The sequence below is a fragment of the Desulfonema magnum genome (assembly GCF_017377395.1).
GTDB lineage: Bacteria > Desulfobacterota > Desulfobacteria > Desulfobacterales > 4be13 > Desulfonema_C > Desulfonema_C magnum.
In genome coordinates, this window is the sequence record NZ_CP061800.1 from 4,642,011 (window position 1) to 4,667,677 (window position 25,667).

The 25,667-nt window shown below is 44.6% G+C and carries 21 protein-coding genes; 15 read left to right on the top strand and 6 right to left on the bottom strand.

From position 1 onward, the window contains the following. The first annotated feature begins 231 nt into the window (after positions 1–231). Together dnm_RS17805 and dnm_RS17810 are read left to right on the top strand one after the other, a co-directional pair. Positions 232–993, top strand: a complete 762-nt coding sequence (locus dnm_RS17805) for an alpha/beta hydrolase (RefSeq protein ID WP_207678265.1) — start codon at positions 232–234, stop codon at positions 991–993. Between the two features lie 680 nt (positions 994–1,673). Then, positions 1,674–2,729 (top strand): deoxyguanosinetriphosphate triphosphohydrolase, encoded by a 1,056-nt coding sequence (locus tag dnm_RS17810; protein WP_207678266.1) that lies wholly within the window; start codon positions 1,674–1,676, stop codon positions 2,727–2,729. Between the two features lie 119 nt (positions 2,730–2,848). Here dnm_RS17810 and dnm_RS17815 read toward each other — a convergent pair whose 3' ends face one another. The 3 genes from dnm_RS17815 to dnm_RS17825 form a co-directional block, all read right to left on the bottom strand. Next, positions 2,849–3,544, bottom strand: coding sequence for a YiaD family glycine zipper/OmpA-like lipoprotein (locus dnm_RS17815; protein WP_246556026.1), 696 nt, complete (start codon positions 3,542–3,544; stop codon positions 2,849–2,851). Between the two features lie 284 nt (positions 3,545–3,828). Further along, a complete protein-coding gene (locus dnm_RS17820; RefSeq protein WP_207678267.1) occupies positions 3,829–5,166 on the bottom strand; it encodes a VWA domain-containing protein in 1,338 nt (445 codons plus the stop codon). A gap of 516 nt (positions 5,167–5,682) precedes the next feature. Beyond that, on the bottom strand, positions 5,683–6,447 hold the full coding sequence (locus dnm_RS17825; RefSeq protein ID WP_207678268.1) for a DUF3108 domain-containing protein: 765 nt from the start codon (positions 6,445–6,447) through the stop codon (positions 5,683–5,685). A gap of 855 nt (positions 6,448–7,302) precedes the next feature. Here dnm_RS17825 and dnm_RS17830 point away from each other — a divergent pair. Further along, positions 7,303–8,154 carry an EFR1 family ferrodoxin gene (locus tag dnm_RS17830; protein ID WP_207678269.1) on the top strand — a complete coding sequence of 284 codons (852 nt, stop codon included), beginning with the start codon at positions 7,303–7,305 and terminating at the stop codon, positions 8,152–8,154. Positions 8,155–8,379: 225 nt separating this feature from the next. Here dnm_RS17830 and rsmG read toward each other — a convergent pair whose 3' ends face one another. Together rsmG and dnm_RS17840 are read right to left on the bottom strand one after the other, a co-directional pair. After that, positions 8,380–9,084 (bottom strand): 16S rRNA (guanine(527)-N(7))-methyltransferase RsmG, encoded by a 705-nt coding sequence (gene rsmG, locus dnm_RS17835; protein WP_207678270.1) that lies wholly within the window; start codon positions 9,082–9,084, stop codon positions 8,380–8,382. Between the two features lie 55 nt (positions 9,085–9,139). After that, positions 9,140–11,032, bottom strand: a complete 1,893-nt coding sequence (locus dnm_RS17840) for a bifunctional acetyl-CoA hydrolase/transferase family protein/GNAT family N-acetyltransferase (RefSeq protein ID WP_207678271.1) — start codon at positions 11,030–11,032, stop codon at positions 9,140–9,142. A gap of 687 nt (positions 11,033–11,719) precedes the next feature. Here dnm_RS17840 and dnm_RS17845 point away from each other — a divergent pair. The 10 genes from dnm_RS17845 to dnm_RS17890 all read left to right on the top strand — a co-directional run bounded on the left by dnm_RS17845 (position 11,720) and on the right by dnm_RS17890 (position 22,787). Beyond that, positions 11,720–12,448: a cobalamin biosynthesis protein CbiA gene (locus dnm_RS17845; RefSeq protein WP_207678272.1), complete on the top strand. Its 729-nt coding sequence runs from the start codon at positions 11,720–11,722 to the stop codon at positions 12,446–12,448. A gap of 177 nt (positions 12,449–12,625) precedes the next feature. Then, positions 12,626–12,862 carry a 4Fe-4S dicluster domain-containing protein gene (locus dnm_RS17850; protein WP_207678273.1) on the top strand — a complete coding sequence of 79 codons (237 nt, stop codon included), beginning with the start codon at positions 12,626–12,628 and terminating at the stop codon, positions 12,860–12,862. Further along, entirely contained in the window at positions 12,863–13,939 is a 1,077-nt protein-coding gene (gene vorB, locus dnm_RS17855; protein ID WP_207678274.1) for a 3-methyl-2-oxobutanoate dehydrogenase subunit VorB, read from the top strand. Positions 13,940–14,002: 63 nt separating this feature from the next. After that, the gene (locus tag dnm_RS17860; protein ID WP_207678275.1) at positions 14,003–14,743 is read left to right on the top strand and encodes a thiamine pyrophosphate-dependent enzyme; all 741 of its coding nucleotides are present in this window, start codon (positions 14,003–14,005) and stop codon (positions 14,741–14,743) included. An 81-nt stretch (positions 14,744–14,824) separates the two neighbouring features. After that, positions 14,825–15,361, top strand: coding sequence for a 2-oxoacid:ferredoxin oxidoreductase subunit gamma family protein (locus dnm_RS17865; protein ID WP_207678276.1), 537 nt, complete (start codon positions 14,825–14,827; stop codon positions 15,359–15,361). A gap of 186 nt (positions 15,362–15,547) precedes the next feature. Further along, complete coding sequence (gene hisC, locus dnm_RS17870) at positions 15,548–16,636, top strand: histidinol-phosphate transaminase (RefSeq protein WP_207678277.1); 1,089 nt, start codon at positions 15,548–15,550, stop codon at positions 16,634–16,636. Positions 16,637–17,385: 749 nt separating this feature from the next. Beyond that, positions 17,386–20,256, top strand: a complete 2,871-nt coding sequence (locus dnm_RS31330; RefSeq protein WP_207678278.1) for a nucleotide sugar dehydrogenase — start codon at positions 17,386–17,388, stop codon at positions 20,254–20,256. A 3-nt stretch (positions 20,257–20,259) separates the two neighbouring features. Continuing rightward, positions 20,260–21,342, top strand: coding sequence for a tRNA-queuosine alpha-mannosyltransferase domain-containing protein (locus dnm_RS17880; protein WP_207678279.1), 1,083 nt, complete (start codon positions 20,260–20,262; stop codon positions 21,340–21,342). Beyond that, positions 21,339–21,815 (top strand): PaaI family thioesterase, encoded by a 477-nt coding sequence (locus dnm_RS17885; protein WP_207678280.1) that lies wholly within the window; start codon positions 21,339–21,341, stop codon positions 21,813–21,815. The genes dnm_RS17880 and dnm_RS17885 overlap by 4 nt, the downstream gene beginning before the upstream one ends. A 171-nt stretch (positions 21,816–21,986) precedes the next feature. Then, on the top strand, positions 21,987–22,787 hold the full coding sequence (locus dnm_RS17890) for a purine nucleoside phosphorylase YfiH/LACC1 family protein (RefSeq protein WP_207678281.1): 801 nt from the start codon (positions 21,987–21,989) through the stop codon (positions 22,785–22,787). Here dnm_RS17890 and dnm_RS17895 read toward each other — a convergent pair. Then, positions 22,784–22,945, bottom strand: a complete 162-nt coding sequence (locus tag dnm_RS17895; RefSeq protein WP_207678282.1) for a hotdog fold domain-containing protein — start codon at positions 22,943–22,945, stop codon at positions 22,784–22,786. The genes dnm_RS17890 and dnm_RS17895 overlap by 4 nt on opposite strands. 188 nt (positions 22,946–23,133) lie before the next feature. On the opposite strand from dnm_RS17895, the gene dnm_RS17900 reads away from it, so the two are divergent. Together dnm_RS17900 and argS are read left to right on the top strand one after the other, a co-directional pair. Then, positions 23,134–23,550 carry a PilZ domain-containing protein gene (locus dnm_RS17900; protein ID WP_207678283.1) on the top strand — a complete coding sequence of 139 codons (417 nt, stop codon included), beginning with the start codon at positions 23,134–23,136 and terminating at the stop codon, positions 23,548–23,550. Positions 23,551–23,962: 412 nt separating this feature from the next. Then, entirely contained in the window at positions 23,963–25,666 is a 1,704-nt protein-coding gene (argS, locus tag dnm_RS17905) for an arginine--tRNA ligase (RefSeq protein ID WP_207678284.1), read from the top strand. Position 25,667: the final 1 nt, after the last annotated feature.

Consider the following 25,667-nt stretch of genomic DNA (forward strand, 5'->3'; position numbering starts at 1 on the left):
TTGTCACTCGCCTCAGATTGGCAAATCCGGCAGAAGTGTTTCGCCTGCTGACTATTGAATATTTCATAAAAAGGAATAAGTCAATGGGATGAAAAGCGTATTTTTTCGCAATTTTCCTGGTTGACAGATGTTCATGTTTCTGGTTATTTTTTTTAAATTACAAAATTCAGGCTTCTGAAATTTTCAAGTCTTGGGAAGTCCTTACAATTCATTCAGTTCCGGAGAATCCCGATGCAAAAACAGGTTTACTTTTATAATAACGAGGGAGAAAAACTTACAGGAACGCTTCACATCCCTGAAGCACCTTCTGAAAAAGGCGTGGTCATGGGGCATTGTTTTACCTGTTCCAGACACACCCGCATATTAACCCAAATTTCCCGTGAACTGGAACAGTCAGGGATCATGTCGCTACGGTTTGACTTTTCCGGAAACGGTCAGAGCGAAGGGGATTTTTCCGAATCATCCTATTCAAAGCATATTTCCGAAATGAAGAGGGCCATCGCGTTTATCTCAGAAAACGGGGCATCCTGTATAGGAGTGGCAGGTCACAGCATGGGCGCGGCCATTGCCGTGCTGACAGCATCTGAGATGAAAAACATTAGAGGAGTCTGCGCCCTGGCAGGACGATTGTCAGGGGGACATCCGGCCCATTTTCTCAACAAACTTCAGAAAAACGAACTCCGACAGACCGGAGTGGCTTCATTCATCAGCAGAGGGCGTTCGTTGCAACTTTCAAAACGTTTTTTTTCTGACATGCGCAAATATAATATCCCCGAACGCATTCGGTCTTTGCAGTCTTCGTTGCTCTTGGTCCACGGGGACCAGGATGAGATTATCCCGGTTGAAGAAGCGCGCAAAGCCTATAATAAAAATCCGTCAGGCATAAAATTGGTCATTATTCCGGGGGCGGATCATATGTTCAGCAATGATGCGCATCGTCATGAGATAGCCGAACTGACAGCAAATTGGTTTACAGAGCATACGACCAAATAAATTCTGACAGATAAAGACCTCCGATGTTTCTGAAATCTCGGAGGTCTGATGTCCTGCCTAATAACCCTCAGAATTAATCTGGTCTGTGCCGTCTGCATCAGTTAATTTTTCTTATCCGCTTTCATCTGCCCCGATCTGCCCTTCGACAAGCTCAGGGCACGGCTGACATGCGTTCCCTGAGCTTGTCGGAGGCGTTCCCTGAGCTTGCCGGAGGCGTTCCCTGAGCTTGCCGGAGGCGTTCCCTGAGCTTGCCGGAGGCGTTCCCTGAGCTTGTCGGAGGCGTTCCCTGAGCTTGTCGGAGGCGTTCCCTGAGCTTGTCGGAGGCGTTCCCTGAGCTTGTCGAAGGGAAATGTGGCTTTTATGATTTCCTGTGCAAAGAAAAAAGGCTTTCAGAATCTAAATCGCTAAATATTTCTTTACAATTAAATGTATTTGTGAAAAAAATAAATTTTTTATATAAACGGGCATGACCTGCCGGTCACAACCAAGTATGAAAGTTTTGCAGTTTTTCCTAACACTTAACACCTGACACCTGACACTTTCATATAAAGGGGCATGACCTGCCGGTCACAACCAAGTATGAAAGTTTTGCAGTTTTTTCCTAACACTTAACACCTAACACCTGACTATAATCCGCTAAGAATTTTTTTTTATCTATTTGGAATTAATATCATTAAGTTATGTCTATTCGTGAAGAGTTTGAAAAACGTGAAAAAAGCTTTATGTCTCCTTTCGGCTGTCTGAGCGCCGAATCACGAGGCCGTATAAAAACAGAAATCTCCTGCCCAATCCGGACGGCTTTCCAGGTGGACAAGGACCGAATTGTTTATTCCAACGCGTTCAGACGATTAAAACATAAAACCCAGGTTTTTCTGTCTCCCTTGGGAGATCACTACAGAACCCGCCTCACCCATACGCTGGAAGTTGCTCAGATTGCCAGAACCATCGCACGGGCCATGCGTCTTAACGAAGACCTGACAGAAGCCATTGCCCTGGGGCATGACCTCGGACATACGCCATTCGGACATAGCGGGGAAACAGGGTTAAAGGAAATATTTTCAAAAGGCTTTTCGCATAATGAACAAAGCCTGCGGGTCATCGAAGTTTTGGAAAACAAAGGAAAAGGGCTTAATCTGACGTATGAGGTCCGTGACGGAATTTTAAAACATTCAAAAGGCTATGGAAGTATTGTTCCTGACGATCCGAACGATCAGCCATGCACTGCTGAAGGAAAGGTTGTACGATTTGCCGATATTATGGCATATCTGAACCATGACCTGGATGATGCCATCCGGAGCCGGGTGATCCGGGCGGACCAGGTTCCTGAATCATGCTCAAGAGTTCTTGGACATAGCCACTGGGAACGGGCCACGACCATGATGCGGGATATTATCTTTTCAAGTGAAATTCGAGCCGAGGATTTTCAACTGAATATGAGCAGTGAGGTCTGTTCAGCGATGAGCACACTGAGACATTTCCTTTATGAAAATGTATATCGTTCACCCCAGGTACACGAAGAGTTTATAAAAGCAAAGAAGATTCTGTCCGAACTTTATGCCCGTCTTTTAAATGACAGAGATTTGCTCTGGAATGAACTTAAAAAAATGGAAATGGAAGAAGTCCGTCATAATGGTGACTCTCATGAGCGGACCGTGTGTGATCTGATTGCCAGCATGACAGACAGATATGCGCTGGACCTTTACTCTGCAATTTTCTTTCCCTCACCTTTTGTTTGAAAGCTGACAGAAAATTATATTAGAAACCCGGGTTTTTCCGACACGAAATCAACGAAGACCTCCGAGGTTTTAAAAACCTCGGAGGTCTGTGTGACGGACAAAAGTTTACGCACGGGTAGTTATGATGTCTTAGGAGCAATTTTTATTTCCACCCTGCGATTTTGCAGGCGTCCCGCGCTGGTGTTATTAGGAGCGACGGGGCTGTTTTCTCCGAAAGCCATGGTTTCTATGCGGGAGGAAGCCACACCGTTCTGGATAAGCAGGGTTTTTACCGCTTCGGCACGCTGTCTTGATAGATCCATATTATACGATTCTTTGCCCTGATTGTCTGTATGACCTTCCACAGTGATGGAGGTATCCGGATATTTAATCATCACGTCCGCGATACGTCTGAGTTCCGGATACATCTCTTTTTTTATTTTTGATGAATTCGTGTCAAACGTAACATCTCCTTTTAAGACAATGGACAACAGTTCCGCTTCCTGACGAACCACCTCTGTTCTGAGTTCTTCCTTTTGGGCGGCAGCCTGTGCATCAGAAGCAGCTAAAACCTCTCTGAACGCCTTTTCCTGCTCGTCCATCATACGCCCCAGGGCTGCGCCTGCAAGTCCCCCCACAACAGCGCCCGCACCGGTTCCCCAGAGTGTTCCCTGTTTGTCACGCCCAATGGCCTGGCCAACGGCAGCGCCCACGGCAGCGCCGGCCACAGTGCCATAAACAGCTCCTTTTTCTGTTTTTGTTTTAGGGCCGCCATTGGTCGCACAGGATGCTGCAAGAAAAATAACCACAAGGCAAAACAACAGCATTTTTTTCATTTTCTTTCTCCTTTCTGATAAGTATTTAAATGGTTATATGAAAAGGTGTTAGGTGTTATTAGGTGTTAGGTGTTATTAGGTGTTAGGTGTTAGGTGTTAGGTGTTAAGTGTTAGGTGTTAAGTGTTAGGTGTTAGGTGTTAGGTGTTAGGTGTTAGGTGTTAAGTGCTATGAAAAAATTACGAAATTTTTATGTTTTTTGTGATTGCCGAATCATGGCTCTTTGCTTTATTAATATATTTCATAAAATAAAATGGAATTTTATGTCAAGGAAAAGTGTTCTCCTTTATGGCCTGTCTGAAAATTTCCGGGCGGATTTGATGATAAGCACACAGTGTTTTTTTTCCTTGAGAAAAATGTGTTCCAATTCATATGTTTTATTGGGAACCAAATCCACGACAACCCTTAATTTGGAAACAGGGATTTTATGAAGCCCGGTTCGTATCTTTTGAATAAACTTACTGTTCACCTTGATATAAGAATCTGTATCCTTGCCAAGACGGGTATCAAAAAAGTCGCAAACCACCTTTGGGGGGTCTTCTTCAATGAAAAAGATTTTAGGCGGATGAAAGCTGTTTTGTACAAAAATGACTTTTTCCTTTCCCTCTGATGTGAGGTCAGTCCGGATGGCTCTGATTTCCCGGGTGACTTCTGCATCGGCTGTCTGATCCTGATCTGACAGGGAAAAAAGACGCTGATGAGACCAGCCGGTCCTGCCATCATCAAGTCTGATGTGAAGCCATTCTTCCTTTTTATCAATAACGGATACCGTACTTCCTTTTTTCAAGCTGAATTTGATGTCAGATTGAAGAGAGGGGGCTTTTCTGATGCGCCCGGCATTAACCTTCAGCGTCACTTTATTTTCAGATAGTTTGGGAGGCTGTGAGGAACTCATTTGGGACGGCACTGTTCTCTTTTTTTCCGATTTTTTCTCAGATTGTCGTTGACGGTCTTTGATTCCGAGCTTTTTAATTGTCTTTTTCAGTGCCAGTTTCAATTCTTTGGCATTTCCGGCTCGAAAATACCCCCCTTGTCCTGCCTGTGCAATACCTGAAAGCTGTTTTTCAGCATCACCGGTGACGTCAAAACCAATAACATGCACGGCAAATTTTATCCCTTTGGCCTTTAATTCACGGACCAATGCACAGGGATCATTCATGCAGGAATCCTGACCGTCAGCTATCAGGATAACCGCTGTTCTGCCTTTAAGATGTCTGATCTTTTCACTGGCATTCCGGATAGCCAGAGAAACAGATGTCATGCCTGTGGGGGTAATCGCTCTGATTTTTTTGATAAGAAGCGCCGCATTCATCGGGCTTACGGGGACAAGTTCTTCCACATCGTTGCAATCGCCTTTGTGTCGGTGACCGTAAGCCACCAGCCCTGCTTGCAGACTGGCCGGAAGCGTTTTTATCTGGTCAGTTAAAATGTCTCTGACAATTCCGATTTTTGTTTTTCCGTTTATCCGGAATTCCATGCTGCCTGACGCGTCAAGAATGAAAATCAGATTATCTGTGGAGACCCGGGCCCGAGAAATCCCGGTGCTGACAAACAATGTAACCAGGATTAAAAAAAGAGTCAGAACTAAAGGATTTATCTGAAATTCAAAAGGATGCCTCTGCATAACAGTACCTCCCATTTTTTTGATAAAAAACAAATTTTGATTCAAACGCGTGCGAAAATTATTTTTCACACAGACTCTGAAAAATGATTTTCAGCGTCCGGATTTCATAATGCTCGATAATCAAGTTTTTTGACCTGGTCCGAATAAAAAGCTTGTCATTCCTGCTTTCGCAGGAATAACAGAAAAAACTTGATTATCGAGTAATAAAAACCTCTCGGAGCCTCCGGATACGGGGTTTCCGCACAAGCGTATTGGAACGAATGAATTTCCTGTCGTACATGACCAAATAAGTTCCGAGGGATAAGGGAAATTCGGAAAATCCGAAAGCATGCAGAACAATTTTTCAAATTGTCCGAAAAACAATTTGGAAAATTGTTTTACATACAAAGCCCCCGTCGTTGCTGACATCATGTCGGACAATTTTTCAAATTGTCCGAAAAACAATTTGGAAAATTGTCTTACATGCGAACAGCCTGTCAGAATCAGTGCGGTCAGGAAGTCGTTGTCATTTCAAGCCTAATGCGGACCCGGGGTTACAGAGACAAGCTCTCCGACAAAACTTCCGACAGCAACCTTGCTCTTTATTTTGATGGGAATCCGCCGCTTATCTGCTGAAACCCACAGTTCAATTTTAGCGTCTTTGCTTTTTTCAAATACCCCCCCGACATGCTTGAGTTCAGGTTCCAATAAATAAGCGTCATATGTTGTGCCTGCCAATTTTATTTTGTCTTTTTTTACAACAGCGACTTTCCCCAGCACACATTTTTTTCCGTCTGTGACCGGTCTTTCGATTTTCATTTTTTCTTTGAGATCAAAAAGACGGGCGTAGTAAAAAGCTGACAACGGGTCAAAGGATCCGGGCAACAACGCAATGGGATTTTTTTTCTTCCCAAAATTAGAAAATTCCGCCTCGTTTTTTTCCCAATCAAAATGAACAACAATATCTCTGTGGGTTTTCCCTTCTTTTTGTTTTTTTTTGTACAAAACCGAACGATTCATATTTATATCCATATAAGCATCTATTCGGTCACGGACTTTATAAAAAAAATCAATAAACGGAGTGGATTTTGCTGTCATTACAAAATGATATGCTCTGACACCATTGACGGTTTCAATAGGAAGCACCTCAAGCGTGGCTTCTCCTGCCTTTATAACGCTCCATTTAAGATCAAATGTCAGCTTTTCCCCCGGATAGAAAGGGAGTTCCTGCTCGGCTGCGCTGAGATTACGGGCAAAGCCGACAACAATAATTACTGTGATAACTCTGATGAATAATTTCAATTTTTACCTGCCATAATAATTTCAATAAGAAATTGCACCCGGATCAAGATGCTGTCCAAGTAAGGGATTTTCAAAAAAATAAAACACTTGATATCCGTCCTGCATTTTTCCGAATTTCCGAATCAGGTATGTTATTTATTTGAACTTCCCTGATAAGGAGCGCAGGAAAAAGGAGTTTAATCTGCTATCCTGATATAAAATTTTTAATATTATCCTAAACAGCTAAATCTTTCAATAAAATATTTGAAGATCGAAGCGTATATTTTAAAATAATATTTTATGATAAAATCAGCAGACCTGAAAATTTTGGAACCGTGTGCGGGACAAAGAGGATGCAACAAAGAAACCGGCTTTTTCGACCTGTGCGGTTACAATTTTTGTAGGGTGGGTGGAGCGAAGCGCAACCCACCACACATATTTTAAAATTTCAAATAATTATATTTAACCACACAGGTCGAAATCTTTTGCCAGACAAGATTATAAATCCATAAATCCTGTCCGGCAAGAAAACTCAGAATTAACTTGACAGACCTGTTCAGCAAATGGAAAAAGCCTTCAGCGATTTCGTTTCCAAATTTAACGTGGGGGGAGTCCTGAACACTCGATGATCAGGTTTTCTGCCCCGGTTCGGACAAAAAACTGAGTTCACGCCGAAGCCTGCGAAAGCAGGAATGACAGAAAAAAAACTTGAACATCGGGTGAAAAAGTAATGATGTACGAAATTCAGGCTGATAATATGCAAAATGATGAATCTGATTCATCATTACTTATTCACTTATTCAGGACTGCCCGCATGGAAACGAGGATCATCAAATCATACAAAAAATTTAAGGTCAAATACAAAGGAGAGATCAAATGACAGCACAAGCAAAGAAAGGAATGATTGTTTATTGTTCACCTGCCGGCGCAACCCGCCATGTGGCTCAGGTGATAGAAAAGAAGCTCACTGAATTGGGAACTGAAGTTTCTGTATTTGATCTGGGTAAAAAAGAGGATGAAGCCGGTGCCATTTCGGAGATTCAGAACGCAAAAGATAACTTCTGCCTTTTTGTCGGTTCCCCGGTATATGTTTCCCATGCCATTCCGCCGGTGATGAACTTTATTTCCAAATTGCCTGAAAATACCGGCGCGTCTGCTGTCCCTTTTGTCACATGGGGCGGTGTCACCAGCGGAATTGCGCTCTGGGAAATGGGAAAGGCATTAACAGAAAAAGGTATAAACATGATCGGAGCGACCAAAATTCTGGCGACTCATTCCATGATGTGGCGGTCTGAAAATCCGCTCGGAAACGGTCATCCGTCTCCTGAGGATGATAAAATAATTCAGGATATGGTTCGTCATGTCTGTGAAAATCTGTCCGCTGATTTTACAAAAGGGATTCCGCTCTCTGAACTGGCTTATTATCCTGAGGAGGCCCGCGTCCAGATGGCGAACATTACTCTGAAAGCCGCCAAAGGCATTATGCCAAAGCGTGAGGTGGATGAAAAATTATGCACTAAGTGCGAGGTCTGTTCGGATGTCTGTCCGACTGACTCTGTCCGGTTTTCACCTTTTCCTGAGTTTGGTGACAATTGTATTTTTTGTTACAACTGTGTGAGAAACTGTCCTGAAGAAGCCATTAAAGCCGATTTCTCACTTGTTGAAGAACGAATCCGGGACAGGGCCAAACAGCTTTCCGAAAAACCGTTTATCCAGATATTTGTATAACTGGCGATCCGGCCGGATTGACAAATCTGACGGAGATGGCTCGGATTTGCCAATCTGAGCCAACCTCGGACGATAATACTGCTGACTTAAGCGTAAGCGGGTTTTCCGGTATTTTCTCCGGAGTGCGAAAAATGCTTTTTCGCAGGCGCAAAAATAAAATTTTTGCACTCCGGATCCGTTCGGAAGTGCCTGAGTCAACAGCATTGACCTCGGACGATACCAGGATCATGGCCGCTTTAAACAGATAATGGCTCTTTCCGCGCCGAGATAAGGCAGCTTATATTTTTTCAGCACCAGAGAAAAACCATCTTTTCCGGTTTTCAAATTTTCCCACGATTCAATTTCCGCTTCAGAGACCTTCCCTTTCAGCGCAATCATCATTCCATGTTCTGCAAGCAGCGGCCGGGCCATTGCAACAAACGCGTCCAAAGAAGAAAGCGCACGGCATATAATCACATCAAAGGCTTTTGCAAAGGGCTTCTCTCTGGCGAGGTCCTCTGCCCGGATGTGTCTGGCTTTGATATTCCCAAGTTTAAGGGTTCTGATGATGTGCTTCTGAAAACTGACCTTTTTCCGAGATGTATCAATCAGCGTAACCGATAAAGACGGGATCAGTATTTTAAGGGGAATTCCGGGAAAGCCCCCGCCCGATCCAATATCCAACAAAGACGAACTCGGAGGAATGACAGGAGCAGGCGCGATTGAATCCAGAAAATGTTTGACCGCGACTTCCAGGGGATCTGTAATCGCAGTAAGATTCATTTTTCGGTTCCATTTTAAAAGCTCAAGCCCATGGATAGCAAACTGACCGGTTTTTTCCTGGTCAGGACAGACATCAAAAGTCTTCGCACCTTCGATAATCAGATACTTCCATTGAGCTGAACCAATGGGGAATTTATGATTCGTGATTCGTAATTCGTGATTTGTCATTTGTGGTTTGCGATTTATTTTTATCCGCCGTGAGATGGGTTGCGATACCAGCCCCTTATTCATCTGTCTTTGGTTCCGGGGGCTCAATCGCGTCATCAAAATCCATAAAAAGTGTAATCTCGCTTCCGTTAATCAGTGATGTCTCTGCATTTGGATATCTTTTCCTGAACACATGAATCATTGTCCAATTTTCTCTCAGAACGGTTGCGGAAAATTCTTTGTAATTGTTTTCCTTTGCAATATTTTCTAAAACTTTGATAAGATACGAGGCGATTCCCATGCTCTGGTAATCTTCACGCACAACAAAGGCAACCTCTGCTCTGTCATCGCTTTCCATCATATATGAGCCAATAGCAATGATTTCCTTATGCCCCCTGTTCTGAATAAGGGCGATGATGGACATATTTTTCCTGTAATCCACACTTGCCCATTGTTTTTGTACCACTTCATGGGAAAAAAGCTTTATTCTGTAAAAAAATCTGTAATAAATTGTCTTTTCCTGAAGCGAATAGAAAAAATTTCTGTAAGCAAACTCATCTGATGGGAAAAGCGGACGAAACTCAGCTATTTTGCCATTTCTCAGTCTCAGTGTGCTTTTATAATTTTCCAGGAAAAGAAGATCATCCTGTGACGGCGGCAGCTGATCTGAAAAAATATAATGGCGTTTCCTTGCCACTTTAATCAGTTCCTCACGGAATTTGGGATGGGCAATCTGGGCCAGTTCCATGACTCTCTGGTAAATGCCTTTGCCCTGAAGTTCCGCGATACCGTATTCCGTAACAATAAAACTCACATCTCCCCTGGTAGTGGCCACGCCGGCCCCTTCGCTGAGATGAGGGACAATGCGGGATACCTCTCCGTTCTGCGCGGTTGACGGGAGGGCAATAATGGCAAATCCGCCTTTTGACATGGCACTGCCCCTCAGAAAGTCAACCTGGTCCCCGATACCGCTGTAAAACAAATGCCCCATGGAATCCGTGCAGACCTGCCCTGTCAGATCAACCTCCAGCGCGGAACTGATGGATATCAGGTTGTCATTGCGTGCAATAATTGTCGGATCATTCACATATTCGGAAGAACGGAAATAAAAAATAGGATTATTATCCACATAGTTATACAGTTTTTCTGATCCCATGCACAGGGACGCTACAATTCTTCCGGGAATCAGTGTCTTTTTTTTATTGGTGATAATTTTCTTCTCTATCAGGGGAATAAAACTGTCTGTGATAAGCTGGGTATGAATGCCCAGATTTTTTTTATTATCAAGATGTTGTAAAATAGCATTGGGCAGATGTCCGAAACCAATCTGAAGGGTGACACCGTCATCCACCAACTGGGAAACATAATGGCCGATTCTCTTAGCAATTTCATTATCTTTTATACTCGGGAGGCTTTCAACAAGAGGCTCCTCATGTAATACAAAATAATCAATTTCATCCACATGCACCGAACTGTCCCCCCGTGTGTTGGGCATTTTGGGATTCACCTGTGCAATAACGAGCTTGGCATTATACATTCCCGCACGGGTAATATCCACGGATACTCCCAGACTGCAATATCCGAATCTGTCAGGGGGACTCACCTGCACCAGCGCGATATCCAGACCAATCTGGCCGCTGTAAAAAAGCCTGGGGATTTGTGAGAGATAAGTGGGAATATAATCAATCTTACCTTCAAAAGCAGCCTTGCGCATGGAACTGCTGATAAAAAAAAGTTTCAAAGAAAAGCGTCTGAGAAAAGACTCATCTTCAATAAACTGGGAAAAGGTCGAAGATAGCATCTGATACACCATGATATCCTGCAAACTTTTATCGTTCACCATGGCTTTGATCAGACACTGAGGTTCTCCGCAGCCCGTGCCGATGAAGACACGACTGCCGCTTTTTATGTTTGACACAGCCTTTTCTGCTGTCCTTATTTTTTCAGGACAATATTCATATAAATCCATTTGCTATCCTTAAAAAATTATTCAGTATTCAGCAAATTTTTTCAGAGCGGTTTGTATTCCGGAGTGCCGAAAATAACATTTTGACATCGGGTTAAAAGACGATTACCTTGTTGGAAGAAGTACTAAAATATAATTTCAGCACGCGACCTTGCGCTAAAAATCTGAACACTGAGTTTAATATTCATTCTGACTTCTGACTCTATATCAACCTAAATTGAAAAATTAGTCAAGAAAACAATGGTTGAAAATAGTTCGATCTTCTGCCAATAAATTGCCGGGCTATTTTCAGCACACCGAAAAAGTTCGCAGTTCCGCAAAGTTCATAGTTCCGCCTTTAGGCGGTGTGACACCGCCTAAAGGCGGAACTACGAACTGAAAAATGTTTTTAAATGCCAAACTGAAAGTTTGGCACTCTGGATAATTTAGCTCGGTGGAAATACAGCTTATAAAAGCCGTTGCATCTGTGTTCTGTTCTCTGATAAACCAGATGAAAAAGCTTGACATAAAAAAAAATTAAATCTACAAAGTAATGCTTTTTAATAACCTGACTTCATTAAAAGACAGTATTTACAGAGAAAACCTGCTGATTTTATAAATAAAATTTGGATTAGTCATAATCCCGGATACCTGATGCGACTGATTTGTTGTCATTACAGGTAGTTCTCTGAAAGGGACCAAAATTGAACAATGGAAATTGATCTACATGGAATTGTCGTAATTGTGGGAAACTATGGCAGCGGGAAAACTGAAGTTTCCATAAATCTTGCTGTCAACCAAAAACGTGCGGGCATGGATGTTCGTATTGCGGACCTGGATCTGGTGAATCCCTATTTCAGAACACGGGAGGCAAGAAATCCCCTTTCCACATTGGGAATTGACATGGTCCTGCCCCCGGAAAAATATATGCAGGCCGATCTGCCCATCCTGACTCCGGCCATCGCAGGGATGATTCGCCAGCCCACTGAAATGACATTGCTGGACGTCGGAGGGGACGACGTCGGAGCAACAGTGCTTGCGTCTCTTGCCGAACCACTGAGGGGAAAGAACATTCGTATGCTTCAGGTGGTCAATCCTTTCCGGCCCTTTACGGACACGGTTCAGGGCTGCCTGAAAATACGTGATGAAATTGAAAAAGCCTCTAAGATGACCATAAACGGTATCATCGGCAATACAAACCTGATAGATGAAACAACCATGACAGACATATATGAGGGGTATGATTTTGTTCACGCTTTGTCTGAAGCAAGCGGATTACCCCTTGAGTTTGTTACGATTACAACAGAGTTATTCCCGGAAGCAGACATGAAACGGTTTTCCTGCCCTGTCTTACCCATCGAAAGACAACTTGTTCCGCCATGGAAAAAAGCTGCCAACCTCGGCCCGGCACTTTTAAAACCCGCTTACAATAATATCTGAAATATCTGAAGTCAGTTTTTGTTTAAATTTATGGTATAGGAATTTCTGTTTTTCACTCCCTTTTTTCATGGGAATAAGAATAACAGGCGTACCATAGAACCATAATGGAATTTCCCCTTTGAAAAGGGCAGGGGAAAAGGTGAATCATTTCACCTAATATTTAAGGAGTTTAGGTATATGGCTTATAACTATTTAATTGATGTTGACAGATGCAAAGGATGCGGTCTTTGTGTGACCGTATGTCCCAAGAAAGTTCTGGAAATATCTGACAAGGTCAACACAAAGGGCTATTTTCCTGCATATCAGGCACGCCCGGAAGACTGTATTTTTTGTACAACATGCTGCATCATGTGTCCGGATGTGGCAATAAATATAACTGAAATTGTTGAAGAAACTGCAACGGAGGAGGCATAAATGGGCAAGGTGTTAATGAAGGGAAATGAAGCAATCGGAGAGGCCGCAATCCGGGCCGGATGTCTGAACTATTTTGCTTATCCGATCACGCCGCAATCCGAAGTTGCCGAATATCTTTCCCGTCGTATGCCGGAAGTCGGCGGCATGTTCTTACAGGGAGAAAGCGAAGTCGCGGTCGCATACATGCTCTTTGGCGCGTCAGCCTGTGGCGAGCGGGTGTTCACCACCTCATCAAGTCCCGGCATCAGCCTCATGAGCGAAGGCATCAGCTATGTGGCCGGCGCACAGTGTCCGGTTGTGTTTGTGAATATCATAAGAGGCGGGCCCGGACTGGGAGGCATTCTTCCTTCCCAGGGAGATTATTTCCAGGCCACAAAAGGCGGAGGACACGGCGACTATCGCCTGCTGGTCATGGCCCCCGCGAGTGTTCAGGAGACCGTTGAAATGGTGATGATGGCGTTTCCCCTTGCTGAAAAATATCGTAATCCTGTTATGATTCTGGGAGACGGTCTTATCGGCCAGATGATGGAGCCTGTGGAATTCCCGGACCACCTTCGGACTGAGCCGACAAATAAGGACGACTGGGCCACGAATGGCATGGACACGCGCAAAGATAACAAACAGAATTTGGTGAAATCCCTCTATCTGGATCCCACTCAGCTCAACGATCATAATCTGCTTTTAAAAGCAAAGTATGAGCGCATGAAACAGGAGGATGTCAGATACGAGCCTTACAATACAGACACCGATTACAAAGTCCTTATTATAAGCTACGGAACCATGAGCAGGGTATGCCGGACCGCGATTGACAATTTAAAAGCGGAAGGCCTCGAGGTCGGCATGATAAGACCCCAGACACTGTTTCCTTTTCCTGAAAAAGCGATCCATGACGCGGCCATAAAAGAGAGCTGCAAGGCTGTTATCAGCATTGAAATGAGCATGGGGCAGATGGTGGAAGACGTGGAACGCTGTGTTCAGGGAAAACGTCCTGTTGAATGGTATGGGAAATGCGGCGGCGACGTGCCCACGCCGGAAGAAATCATGGACGTTGTCAGAAACTGGAAACTGGAAACTTGAAATTGGAAACTGGATCATCGAGTTTCAAGTTTCAAGTTTCAAGTTTCAATTTAAGGAGATATAATGGGAAAAGCGTTTAAAAGACCGGAGAGTCTTTCCGAGAATCATACCCACTACTGTCCGGGGTGTACCCACGGTGTCATTCACAGATTGGTCGCGGAAGTCATTGATGAGTTAGGTATTCGGGGGCGGACAGTTGGTATCGCGCCGGTCGGGTGCGCGGTGCTGGCTTATAATTATTTTACATTTGACTTTCAGGAAGCAGCCCATGGCCGTGCCCCGGCAATGGCTACCGGCATCAAGCGGGTCAGACCTGACCTGATGGTTTTTACCTATCAGGGGGACGGAGACTTGGCAAGTATCGGAATGGGAGAAATTATTCATGCGGCCAACCGGGGAGAAAAATTTACCACCATTTTTGTAAACAATGCGGTTTATGGTATGACCGGGGGGCAGATGGCACCGACCACCATGCCGGGGCAGCGCACCACGACCACACCGTTCGGACGTGATGCTGAAAGTATCGGTATGCCAGTGAAGATGGCCGAACTGCTGGCCGCCCTTGAGACCCCCGGGTATATAGCGAGACAGACAGTAATCAGACCTAAATATATTGTCAGAGCCAAGAAAGCAATTAAAAAGGCATTTACCTATCAAATGGAAAACCGGTGTTTCAGTCTGGTGGAACTGATAAGCACATGCCCCACCAACTGGGGACTTACACCGGCCGAAGCTGTGAACTGGGCTGAAGATACCCTGCTTTCTTATTACAAATTAGGCGAATACAAAACACCACCTGAGTAAGCATTGGTGACTTGGTGATTCGTAATTGGTGATCATGCAAGCCAAAAGTCTCGAATCACAAGTCACAAATAGGAGAAATAAATGCAAAGAGAAGTAATGTTTGCCGGTTTTGGCGGGCAGGGAATATTATTATCGGGAAAGATTCTTGCCCATGCGGCTCTGGAAGAAGGTTTTGAAGTGGCGTGGATACCTTCTTACGGCCCGGAAATGCGAGGAGGAACCGCATATTGCACGGTTGTTATCAGCGACAAATCCATTGGTTCTCCGATTATTAAAAATCCTCTGCATCTGGTCGCCATGAACCGTCCCTCTCTGGAAAAATTTGCACCCGTAGTAAAACCTAATGGAATCATACTGCTGAACAGTTCCTTAATTCCTATTCGTTCGGGTCGTGACGATGTTGATGAACTTGTCGTTCCGGTCGCGGATATTGCCATAGAACTGGGTAGTATAAAAGCATCGAATATCGTGGCCCTCGCTGCTTTTGTGGCCCGCAGTAAGATTGTTGATTTTGAATTGCTGAAAGAAGCTGTTAAAGAAGAGTTTGCTAAGAAACCAAAGCTCATTCCTCTCGAAATGGAGGCCATGGAGCGGGGTCGGAAAGCAGCTCAGGGGTAACTGAAGTCTGAAGATTAAACATTCATAATCGGGGTGATCCCCCCTGATACCCGACTAAATAAATTCTGACGGGCGAAAATTTTCAAAAATCCTTTTGTGAAAGAGGCTTACAGAATCCGGAACCCCTCATAATTTATTTGCTCGGGTATTAGTCATGAAAATAAATTTTCACGGTAAAGGTAAAAAATGAATTTATCGGTTCCGGATTGTGTTCTGTCCATAAAGCCTTATGTTCCCGGAAAACCTCTTGAAGAACTTGAGCGGGAATATGGCATTAAAGACTCTGTCAAGCTTGCTTCCAATGAAAACCCTCTGGGGTCATCTCCGATGGCTTTAAAGGCGATTCAGGATGAAATGGAAAATCTCCATCGCTATCCTGACGGAAGCGCTTACTCTCTTATAAAGAAACTTTCTGAAAAACTGGGGGTTTCCCCCGGGAATATCGTCTTAGGAAACGGATCTGATGAGGTGATCGGCATGTTGGCGTGGACACTGCTTCGACAGGGGGATGAAGCGATCCTGCCGCAGCCTTCGTTTCTTATGTATGATATCGTGGTCCGATGCGTGGGCGCGACACCTGTATATGTCCCCCTGAAATCACTTTCAATTGATCTGGACGGCATGAAAGAGAGGATTACACCGAAAACCCGCATGATTTTCGTGAATAATCCGAACAATCCCACGGGAACAATTGTCACCAAAAAAGAATTCGACACTTTTTTGGAAACTGTTCCCCCTGAAATTATTATTGTGGTGGATGAGGCCTATATTGAATTTGCGCGGGATCAGGAATGTCTGAACGGCACAGATTATCTGGATTCCGGGAGGGCCGTGGTTACGCTCCGCACCTTTTCCAAGATATACGGACTGGCAGGACTTCGCATTGGCTACGGTGTGATGCCGGAACAGGTGGCAGAGGTTCTGAACAGAATTCGGATGCCGTTTAATGCAAATTCTCTGGCACAGGTGGGTGCTGCCGCTGCACTGGATGATGATGATTTCATAAAAAAAACCCGCAGCACGATTTATGAAGGACTTGATTTTCTTTGTGATGCGCTGGACAGGCTGGGAATCAGATATTTTCCGACACAAGCCAATTTTTTTCTCATTGACGTGAAAAAGAATGCAAATGAGGTTTTTGAAGACATGCTGAGGCAGGGCGTTATTGTCCGTTCCATGATATCTTACGGATTTCCTGAATATATTCGGGTGAATGTCGGGCTTCATGAGGAGAATGTCCGGTTGATCAGGGCCCTTGAAACGGTTTTGTTTTAAAAAAATTTTCTGAGTACATGCCAGCATAAACACCCCATCCGGTCCGCACCCTGAGATAAACCCCATCCGGTCCGCACCCTGAGCTTGTCGAAGGGGGGGGGCGGTTCCCGTTTCGACAAGCTCAACGACCGGTTCGGACGGGTCCTATTTACCCGCCCCGGGCTTGTCCGCAATGCTGCTGACTCAGGCAATTCCGAAAGGATCCGGAGTGCAAAAATTTTATTTTTGCGCCCGCGAAAAAGCATTTTTCGCTTTCCGAAGAAAATACCGGAAAACCCGCTTAAGCCTAAGTCAGCAGTATTGGGGCTTATCCGAGGGGACCTTTCAGAGCATCCGGAACATACATCTTTTTTCCGTATATTCCGCGGTGTTCCCGGGGCCTTCCCAAAATCCGTTATAATCAGCAATTTTACAAATTGTTTTGGACAATTTGCAAAATTGTTCTACAGCAGAGTGTGAACTGACAAGTGAAGGAAGCCCAATTTCCAGCACATAATTTTCATGCCAGGACAAACCTGAACCTGACGACTAATGACAAATCTTTTCAGGTTCCGCCAAAACTCCCCCGGAAATACTCCTTTCACCCTATTGACATTTTGCTTTATATTTAGGAAAAAGGGGATTCAGCAAAACTCATGCGGCTCAGACAGGGGGGACGGGTCATAACCCGTCAAAAAGAATATGTTTCAGGCGGGTTATGGTTTGTTTCACCCTTCCCGCAAAAAAACTGCCCGGAGGAATAAGAACATATGATTACTTTTGAATCACTGATGTCAGGAGAGGATAAAATTGCGGTTGTCGGTCTGGGATATGTAGGACTGCCTTTGGCAGTGCAACTGTCAAAGCATTTTGAAGTTGTGGGCTATGATCTTAAATCAGAACGAATTAAAGAGCTTGAATCGGGCTATGACCGCACATTGGAAGTTTCCGGGGAAGACTTGGATAAGGCGAAAATATTTTATACGAACGCCCCGGAATATATTTCTTCATGCAGGCTGATTATTGTGGCCGTGCCAACCCCCATTGATGAGTATCGCATCCCGGATCTCAGTCCGTTACGGGGTGCTTCGAGCATTGTGGGGAAACATATGGTAAAAGGTTCGTGTGTCGTGTTTGAATCCACGGTGTATCCCGGAGCCACAGAAGAGGTCTGTGTGCCTATCATGGCCCGGGAATCCGGCCTGAAATTCGGCACAGATTTTACCGTGGGGTATTCCCCCGAGCGAATCAACCCGGGAGACAAAGTCCATACGCTTGAGAATATTGTAAAAATTGTCTCCGGTTCGGATGAGGAGACCGTCACGCTGCTTTCCCATGTTTATGCCAAGGTTGTAAAAGCAGGGCTTCATCAGGCTTCTTCGATCAAGGTGGCCGAGGCTGCCAAGGTGATAGAAAATACTCAGAGGGATCTGAACATCGCCCTGATGAACGAGCTTGCCATGATTTTTGATAAAATGGACATTGATACCCTGGAAGTCCTTGAGGCTGCGGGAACCAAATGGAATTTTCTTCCGTTCAGACCGGGTCTCGTAGGAGGGCATTGCTTATCAAAAGATCAGTTAATCTTTGCAAAGGTTGACGGAGAATTTAAAACCTTTGAAATCGAAGCGTTATACAATTCATGCTGCGAAAAAACTGAAGCAGACACCTGCCACTTTAACGCGGAACAAATTCCTGTTTCCGGACTTCGGGTCGGAAATGCCCCTGCTTATGAAGTTCCGGCTTTTCCGTGTAACAACGGGACAGGTTCCCATCTTAAACTGATAACCCGCCCGGATAAGATAAACGCGGTGAAAATTCCCAGCGACATGGAGATATTATCTTATGATTTGGATTCAGAAAAAGCGGTGTTTAAGAAAGTTGACCTTTTGACAAAGCGGAAATATTCCAATCTGATTCAGTTCAGAACGTCAACGAATCAGACCGTCAAAGTTTCAGATGACCATCCGATGATTGTGTATGACTCTGGAAAGTTCACCGTGAAACTTGCCAAGGATATCACACTTTCTGATCAATTTGTTGTCAACACAAAACTGCCTGAATTTGAATTTGACAGGAAACTGGATCTGATAGAACTTCTTGATGAAAAAACACTGAAAAATGTCAGGGTCAGGCCCATTTCGAAGCAGTTCAGGGACCATAAGAATGAGCTAAGGATACAACAGCATACTCGCGTGAAAGCGTCAAATTTTTATGCTCATAATTATCTGCCGCTTGCTTTGTATCTTGAGTTGGAAAATACGGGCGCAATGCCGATAACACGAGACGAAATTTTTCTCGCCACCGGCAGGGGGCCGTCCTATAACCAGATCAGAGCGGTTATCAATATTGATGAGGATTTTGCACGCCTTGTCGGATATTATCTGAGTGAGGGATGTATCACAAAAGACAAGTCTTACCGGACGAGGTGGACCTTTCATTCTTCGGAGAAAGAATACATTGAAGATGTTTGTGAGTGCATCTCCAAATTGGGATGTTCGTATTCTGTTTATCATTCAAAAACAGATAAGGCATCCCATGTAAAATTATCCTCGAACCTTTTTGGCAAGTTATTGTTGAATGTCCTAAATTGCGGCAGGAACAGTTATGATGCGGCTGTTCCTGATTTTTTACTTTATGCTTCCGAAGGTATAAAAGAAAATCTTCTGAAAGGACTTTTAAGAGGGGATGGCGGCGTCAAACTGACGCTCACGGATTCAAAAGCTTATGTAAAAAATGACAAGCCGTACATTGGCAGAAATTGTTCCTGCGAAATCAGTTATTTCTCGATCAGTAAAAAATTGTTTCATCAGGTTGTTTTGTTGTTGCAGGATTATGGCGTCACTCTGTCTTTTGATAAAGAAAAACCTCTGTTATATGTTCACGGGCATAAAAATATCTCGAAACTGAGAGATATGTTTCTGGGCGATAAACGTGAAAAGATTGAGGCGTATTTCAGCCACAAGGTAAGATTCGTCAAAAGTGGTAAATACGAATCATCTGACGGCTTCTTAGCTGTAAATCTGAAGCAAATCGAACGTGCAGAAGATGATTATGTGTATTCCCTTGAGGTGAAGGACACAGAGACGATTATTTCTGATTATGGGCTGGTTCTGCATAACTGCATCGGCGTTGATCCGTATTACCTGACCTTCAAGGCTGAATCCATGGGCTATCACCCGGAGATGATACTGGCCGGCCGGAGAATCAACGACGGCATTGCAAAATTTATTGCGGAACGCACCGTGAAAATGCTCATCGGACTGGGCAAACAGGTCCGCCGCGCAAAGATCGCGGTGCTGGGGATCACGTTCAAAGAAAATGTGCCTGATCTCAGAAATACGAAAGTAGTGGATATCATTGCTGAGTTAAAAGATTATGGCATGGATGTCCTTGTGCATGACCCGCTTGCAGACGCGGAAGAAGCCAAAAAATACTACGGAGTGGAACTTCAGGAAATGGAATCGCTTGTGGGCGTTGACGCTGTGGTTGTCGCGGTCTTACATGACGCGTATAAGGAACTCGGGCTTTCAAAGATTGTCCGTCTGTGTACCGAAGGAACTTCGCTTGTCATAGATTTGAAAGGGGCTTTCAGTCCCGCAGAGGCAAAAAAAATGAACATAAAATACTGGAGGCTTTAGACATTGAAATTTCTGTTTCTGGAGCCTTTTTTCGGGGGGTCTCATCGGAATTTTGCAGAGGGTCTGATCGCGAACTCACGACATGATATTGATCTTCTTACGCTGCCTGCCCGTTTCTGGAAGTGGCGGATGCGGGGGGCCGCGTTATATTTTTTAAAAAAGATTTCCTCTGTGGAAAAATATGACGGGCTGATTACCACGGATATTATGAGTTTGTCGGATTTCAAAGCCCTTTGCAAACCTTCCTGTCCCCCTGCAATGGTTTATTTCCATGAGAGCCAGATGACCTATCCGCTGGCTCCGGGCGAGCATATGGATTTTCAGTTCGGGTTTACCGATATTACCACAGGATTGGCCGCGGATCGGGTTGTTTTTAATTCTCACACTCATTTTGACACTTTTTTTTCAAGTCTTCCCGGGTTTCTGAAAATGATGCCCGAATATCATCCCAAATGGGTGACAGAGGCAATCCGTTCCAAAAGCAGCGTGCTTTATCCGGGGTGTCAGTTTCCATCTGAAAAAGAAACATTCACGCGTTCTGATGCTCCGCCGCTGATTATCTGGAATCACCGCTGGGAATTTGATAAAAATCCGGATGACTTCTTTAACGCGCTGGATGCGGTGCTTGAGCAAGGTCATGAGTTCCGCCTGGCGCTTCTGGGAGAGAATTTTCAGGTGGTTCCCAAAGCCTTTATCCGCGCGCGGGAGCGTTACGGAGACCGAATCATTCAGTATGGCTATGTGAAATCCAGAAAAGCCTATCTGGACATGTTGAGACAGGGAACCCTTGTGATAAGCACTGCCACGCAGGAAAATTTCGGCATTTCAGTGGTTGAGGCGGTTCGTTATGGCTGTATTCCTCTGCTGCCCAACCGGCTGGCGTATCCGGAGGTCATTCCCCGGGCGTTTCATTCTGATTTTCTTTATGACAATCCCACGGAACTGGTTGACAAGCTTGCGTTTCTCATTGTAAATCATTCCCAGTTTCAGGAAAAAATTCAACACCTCTCTGACATCATGGGCGGCTTTGCCTGGGAGAATGTTATTGATAAATATGACGAAGAATTGGAGCAGTTGGTGAGATGAAGACACCGAACCCGGAACATATTAAAAAACTTTCCAGCCTCATCAATATCTCCCCTTATCCTTCTCTGCTTTCCATGAAGCTGACTGACATTGGCACAGGATATGCGAGAATTGAACTTGATATCGAAAAAAAACATACCCAGCTCCGGGGCGTTGTTCATGGCGGTGTGTTTGCCACGTTAATTGACACAGTGGCTTTCTGGGCAGCTTATTATGAAATAGAAGACCCGGACGCGTGGATGGCTTCTGTTGATCTCAAGCTCAATTATCTCGCGCCTGCTGTATCCGGAAAACTTATTGCCACGGGTCAGCGCATAAAGATGGGGAGGAAACTTTGCTATGCAGATGCAAAAGTCACGAATGCGGAAGGTAAGCTCCTGGCCCATGGTTCTTCAACGCTCATGGTTTTGCACGAAACCAAAATGTCAGGAAAGTCGCTTCAGCTCCCCCCCAAATTTATTGAATCGAAATAAGCATCTGGATAAAAAATTCTCAGCAGAGTTCCAATTCTGAACATAAACTCTGAAATCCTCTGAATCAGTTTTATAAATATCGAAGAATATCCAGATTTGGGACACTACCCGGAGCAATGACAAATCACAAATCGCAAATCACCAATCACCAATCACCAATCACTTAACAATATGACAGACAAAAACTATATGATTCGGGTTCATGACGGTCTGATCCGCTTTTCTCTGACCCGCTTTCCGCTTCGACACGGATTCTTTGCGAGAACAGGAGGACGAAGCGCAGCACCTTATGCCTCGTTAAATACAGCTTATGCCACCAAAGACCCTGATGCCCCGGGTAACCGGGAATTGCTATTTCAGGCATTTGGAATTGATAATCAGTCTGTTCATATTTTAAATCCCTGTCACGGTGATCAGATTGTATTTACAGATGAAACCAGGAGACAGACAAATTTCAGAAATGTGCTGATCAAAACTGACGCTGCGTTTACGCGCACACCGGGAACGTATTTTCTGGTCAGCACTGCGGATTGCATACCAGCCCTTTTCACCGATGTTTCCCTGTCTTTTGCAGGGGTGCTGCATCTTGGATGGCGCAATCTGGTCGCTGATTTTACAGGAAAAGTGATCACAGCGTTACAAGACCATTATGACGTGCGGCCGGATTCGCTCCGGGTCGGTATCGGCCCTCTGATATACCCGTGCTGCTATGTGTTCAAAAACCCGATGCAAAAAGAGGAGCCTTTCTGGCAGCCTTTTCTTTGTTATCAGGGAGACGGAAACTATGCCATTGATCTTGCATCCGCATTTAAAGCCCAACTCATGGGGAGGGGTATCCTGGCGGAAAATATTTCGGAAACCCGTCTCTGTACCGGATGCCAGAACAATGTGTTTTTTTCCTGTTACAAAGAAGGGTATGTCTCAGGGCGATTTCCCACTGTTGTGGGGCTACAGCCGGCAGATTATCCCTAGTCCGCGAGACCGGAAATAAAGCCGCCGTGAACAAGCCCTGATTTATCCGCAGCCATATTTTCAGTGGTCACAAACTCAGCCCGGCTGAAATCCTCTTCCAGCGATACAGGCTCCCCGCACAAATCATAATGAATTAGTGTTTCATGCCGGATAAGCACAAAGCAGAGCTTTGCACTCCGGATAATCTTTTTCTTAAAATCTGTAAATACAATATCATATCATGCAATACCGTTTCTTTTTGACAAACTGACTGCTTTTCTCTATAGTTCTGTTATTTTTTTAATATGTTGAAAAACAGAGTGCCATTAATCATAAAAAGGTTTGAAAGCCAAGCAGGTGTTATAAAATGAGCGAGCTAAAATCAGATAAAGATCATCGTGAATTTCCAAGGATTTCCAAAGAAATTCCTATTGAAGTAAGCAAAATTTCTTACCCCTTGCCTGAAACGCCGGGGAAAAGCTACCTCTCCAAAAATATAAGCATCGGCGGAATATGTTTTTCCCTGACAATTCCTTATGAACCGGAAACTGTCCTTAGTCTGAAAATTAACATACCCGGCTGGGAAAGCTATAAAAAGCCTTTTTCTTTGTTTTTAGATGTATCTTCAGACGCGCCTCTGACCGCTATCGGAGAAGTGGTATGGTGTCGGAAACTTTCGGGCGGTCCCGGATATGAGATGGGAGTCAGGTTTGTGGATATATACAAGGATGACTATCAGGCACTCATGAAATACCTGGAAGCTCAGTCTGATAATGATAAATAACTGACCTCTGACCGTGCCCTGAGCTTGTCGAAGGGCAGTCGGAGCCTTTGCTGGACGAGGTTTGTAATCCATACGCATCAGGCGGGGCGGACACAGCAGACAGGGGAGAGACCCGGCTTTTTCCGGCAGGGGAGATACTTTGTCCGGGAAAAAACCCGGGTTTCTCTGTTTTCCCGCACACAGTCCGGAAAATTTCCGATCTGCTGAACAGTGATGACCTTCCGGTCACAACGAACGATGAAACTCGGGGCAAATTGCAAATCACTAATTGCAAATCACAAATCACAAATGACTTTTATATAAACGGCCATGACCTGCCGGTCACAACGAAGTATGAAAGTTTTGCAGTTTTTCCTAACACTTAACACTTAACACCTAACACTTTCATATAAAAGAGGATATCAAAAACCAAATGAAGCAAAAAATAAAAAAAATGATCATTCAGGCAGTAACAGATGCATATGAAAAAGGTGCGCTGCCTTCATCTGAATTCCCTGAGGTGGAAATTGAAGTGCCCAGAATAGAAGCTCACGGGGATTTCTCAACAAATATTTCAATGGTGATGGCATCTGTTCAGAAAATGGCTCCCCGAAAGATTGCAGAAGCTATCATCACCCATCTGAAAGACCCGGACAATGTCCTTGAAAAAACAGAAATCGCGGGTCCCGGATTTATAAATTTTTTCATCAATACATTTTCCTGGCATCCGGTTCTCTGTGAAATTCATGAAAAAGATATGGAGTATGGTGCTTCAAATATAGGCAATGGAAAAAAAGTTCAGGTGGAATTTGTCAGCGCCAACCCCACAGGGCCGCTCCATGTGGGTCATGGGCGGGGGGCTGCCGTGGGGGATGCGACAGCGAACATCCTTTTGTTTTGCGGATATGATGTCCAAAAAGAATACTACATCAATGATTCCGGCAGGCAGATCAATACCTTGGGGCGTTCTGTTTTCCTGCGGTATAAGACGCTGTTCGGACAGGAAACCGAGTTTCCCGAAGACTGTTATCAGGGGGATTATATTGTTGATATTGCAACAGAAATAAAGGATGAAAAAGGAGACGCCCTTCTTGCTCAGGATGAAGCCGAAGCCATTTCATATTGTGCGCGTCTTGCAGCGAAAAATATCCTTTCAGGTATCAGGGAAGACCTTGAATCCTTTGGCGTTGTGTTTGATAACTGGTACAGTGAGCAAAGCCTTTTTGATTCTGGCAGCGTGGATGCCATGATGGATCATTTTCGCACTCGCGGGAGTATTTATGAGAAAGATGGCGCGCTCTGGTTTAAGACCTCAGATTACGGAGATGAGAAAGACCGCGTGGTTGTGAGACAAAACGGCCTGACAACTTATTTTGCATCGGACATCGCGTATCACCAGGACAAATTCACACGGGGATTTGACCGGGTGGTTGACGTCTGGGGCGCGGACCATCACGGCTATATTCCCCGAATGGCAGCTTCCATAGAAGCGTCCGGCCGTGATAAAAATCAGTTTGATGTCATTCTTGTCCAGCTTGTGAACCTGCTAAGAGAGGGCGAACCTGTGGCCATGTCCACCCGGGCAGGTGAATTTATCACCCTTCAGGATGTCATCAGCGAAGTGGGAAGAGACGCGGCGCGGTTTATTTTTCTGACACGCCATTATGAAAGTCCTTTGGATTTTGATCTGGAGCTGGCTAAGAAAAAGACAAATGACAATCCTGTGTTTTACGTTCAGTATGTTCATGCCAGAATATCAAGCATTCTGAGAAAAGGGCGTGAAAGAGGAATAAACATGTCCGAAGGTTTCAAAACTTCCAACCCCTCTCAGGGGCAAGCTTCGGAAATCTCTGAAATCCTCAGAACACTGAAAGAACCCGAAGAAATTCAGCTCATCAAAGCGATGACCCGTTATCCTGAAACTGTGGAAATCAGCGGAGAGTGCATGGAACCTCATCGTATCACATATTATCTTATGAATCTTGCCTCTGCTTTTCATGCTTATTATAATAAGCACCGAGTGCTGGCTGATGATCCCGTTCTGACCAGCGGGCGTTTGTACCTGATAATGGCGGTTCAGAAGATCATACGAAACGGACTCAGACTCTTAGGGGTATCTGCCCCGGAAAAAATGTAAA

What these genes read in the sequence shown, in the direction of transcription:
- dnm_RS17805 (WP_207678265.1), top strand. Translation starts at nt 232, where the DNA reads ATGCAAAAACAGGTTTACTTTTATAATAACGAGGGAGAAAAACTTACA.
- dnm_RS17810 (WP_207678266.1), top strand. Translation starts at nt 1,674, where the DNA reads ATGTCTATTCGTGAAGAGTTTGAAAAACGTGAAAAAAGCTTTATGTCT.
- dnm_RS17815 (WP_246556026.1), bottom strand. Translation starts at nt 3,544, where the DNA reads ATGAAAAAAATGCTGTTGTTTTGCCTTGTGGTTATTTTTCTTGCAGCA.
- dnm_RS17820 (WP_207678267.1), bottom strand. Translation starts at nt 5,166, where the DNA reads ATGCAGAGGCATCCTTTTGAATTTCAGATAAATCCTTTAGTTCTGACT.
- dnm_RS17830 (WP_207678269.1), top strand. Translation starts at nt 7,303, where the DNA reads ATGACAGCACAAGCAAAGAAAGGAATGATTGTTTATTGTTCACCTGCC.
- rsmG (WP_207678270.1), bottom strand. Translation starts at nt 9,084, where the DNA reads ATGACAAATCACGAATTACGAATCACGAATCATAAATTCCCCATTGGT.
- dnm_RS17840 (WP_207678271.1), bottom strand. Translation starts at nt 11,032, where the DNA reads ATGGATTTATATGAATATTGTCCTGAAAAAATAAGGACAGCAGAAAAG.
- dnm_RS17845 (WP_207678272.1), top strand. Translation starts at nt 11,720, where the DNA reads ATGGAAATTGATCTACATGGAATTGTCGTAATTGTGGGAAACTATGGC.
- dnm_RS17850 (WP_207678273.1), top strand. Translation starts at nt 12,626, where the DNA reads ATGGCTTATAACTATTTAATTGATGTTGACAGATGCAAAGGATGCGGT.
- vorB (WP_207678274.1), top strand. Translation starts at nt 12,863, where the DNA reads ATGGGCAAGGTGTTAATGAAGGGAAATGAAGCAATCGGAGAGGCCGCA.
- dnm_RS17860 (WP_207678275.1), top strand. Translation starts at nt 14,003, where the DNA reads ATGGGAAAAGCGTTTAAAAGACCGGAGAGTCTTTCCGAGAATCATACC.
- dnm_RS17865 (WP_207678276.1), top strand. Translation starts at nt 14,825, where the DNA reads ATGCAAAGAGAAGTAATGTTTGCCGGTTTTGGCGGGCAGGGAATATTA.
- hisC (WP_207678277.1), top strand. Translation starts at nt 15,548, where the DNA reads ATGAATTTATCGGTTCCGGATTGTGTTCTGTCCATAAAGCCTTATGTT.
- dnm_RS31330 (WP_207678278.1), top strand. Translation starts at nt 17,386, where the DNA reads ATGATTACTTTTGAATCACTGATGTCAGGAGAGGATAAAATTGCGGTT.
- dnm_RS17885 (WP_207678280.1), top strand. Translation starts at nt 21,339, where the DNA reads ATGAAGACACCGAACCCGGAACATATTAAAAAACTTTCCAGCCTCATC.
- dnm_RS17890 (WP_207678281.1), top strand. Translation starts at nt 21,987, where the DNA reads ATGACAGACAAAAACTATATGATTCGGGTTCATGACGGTCTGATCCGC.
- dnm_RS17900 (WP_207678283.1), top strand. Translation starts at nt 23,134, where the DNA reads ATGAGCGAGCTAAAATCAGATAAAGATCATCGTGAATTTCCAAGGATT.
- argS (WP_207678284.1), top strand. Translation starts at nt 23,963, where the DNA reads ATGAAGCAAAAAATAAAAAAAATGATCATTCAGGCAGTAACAGATGCA.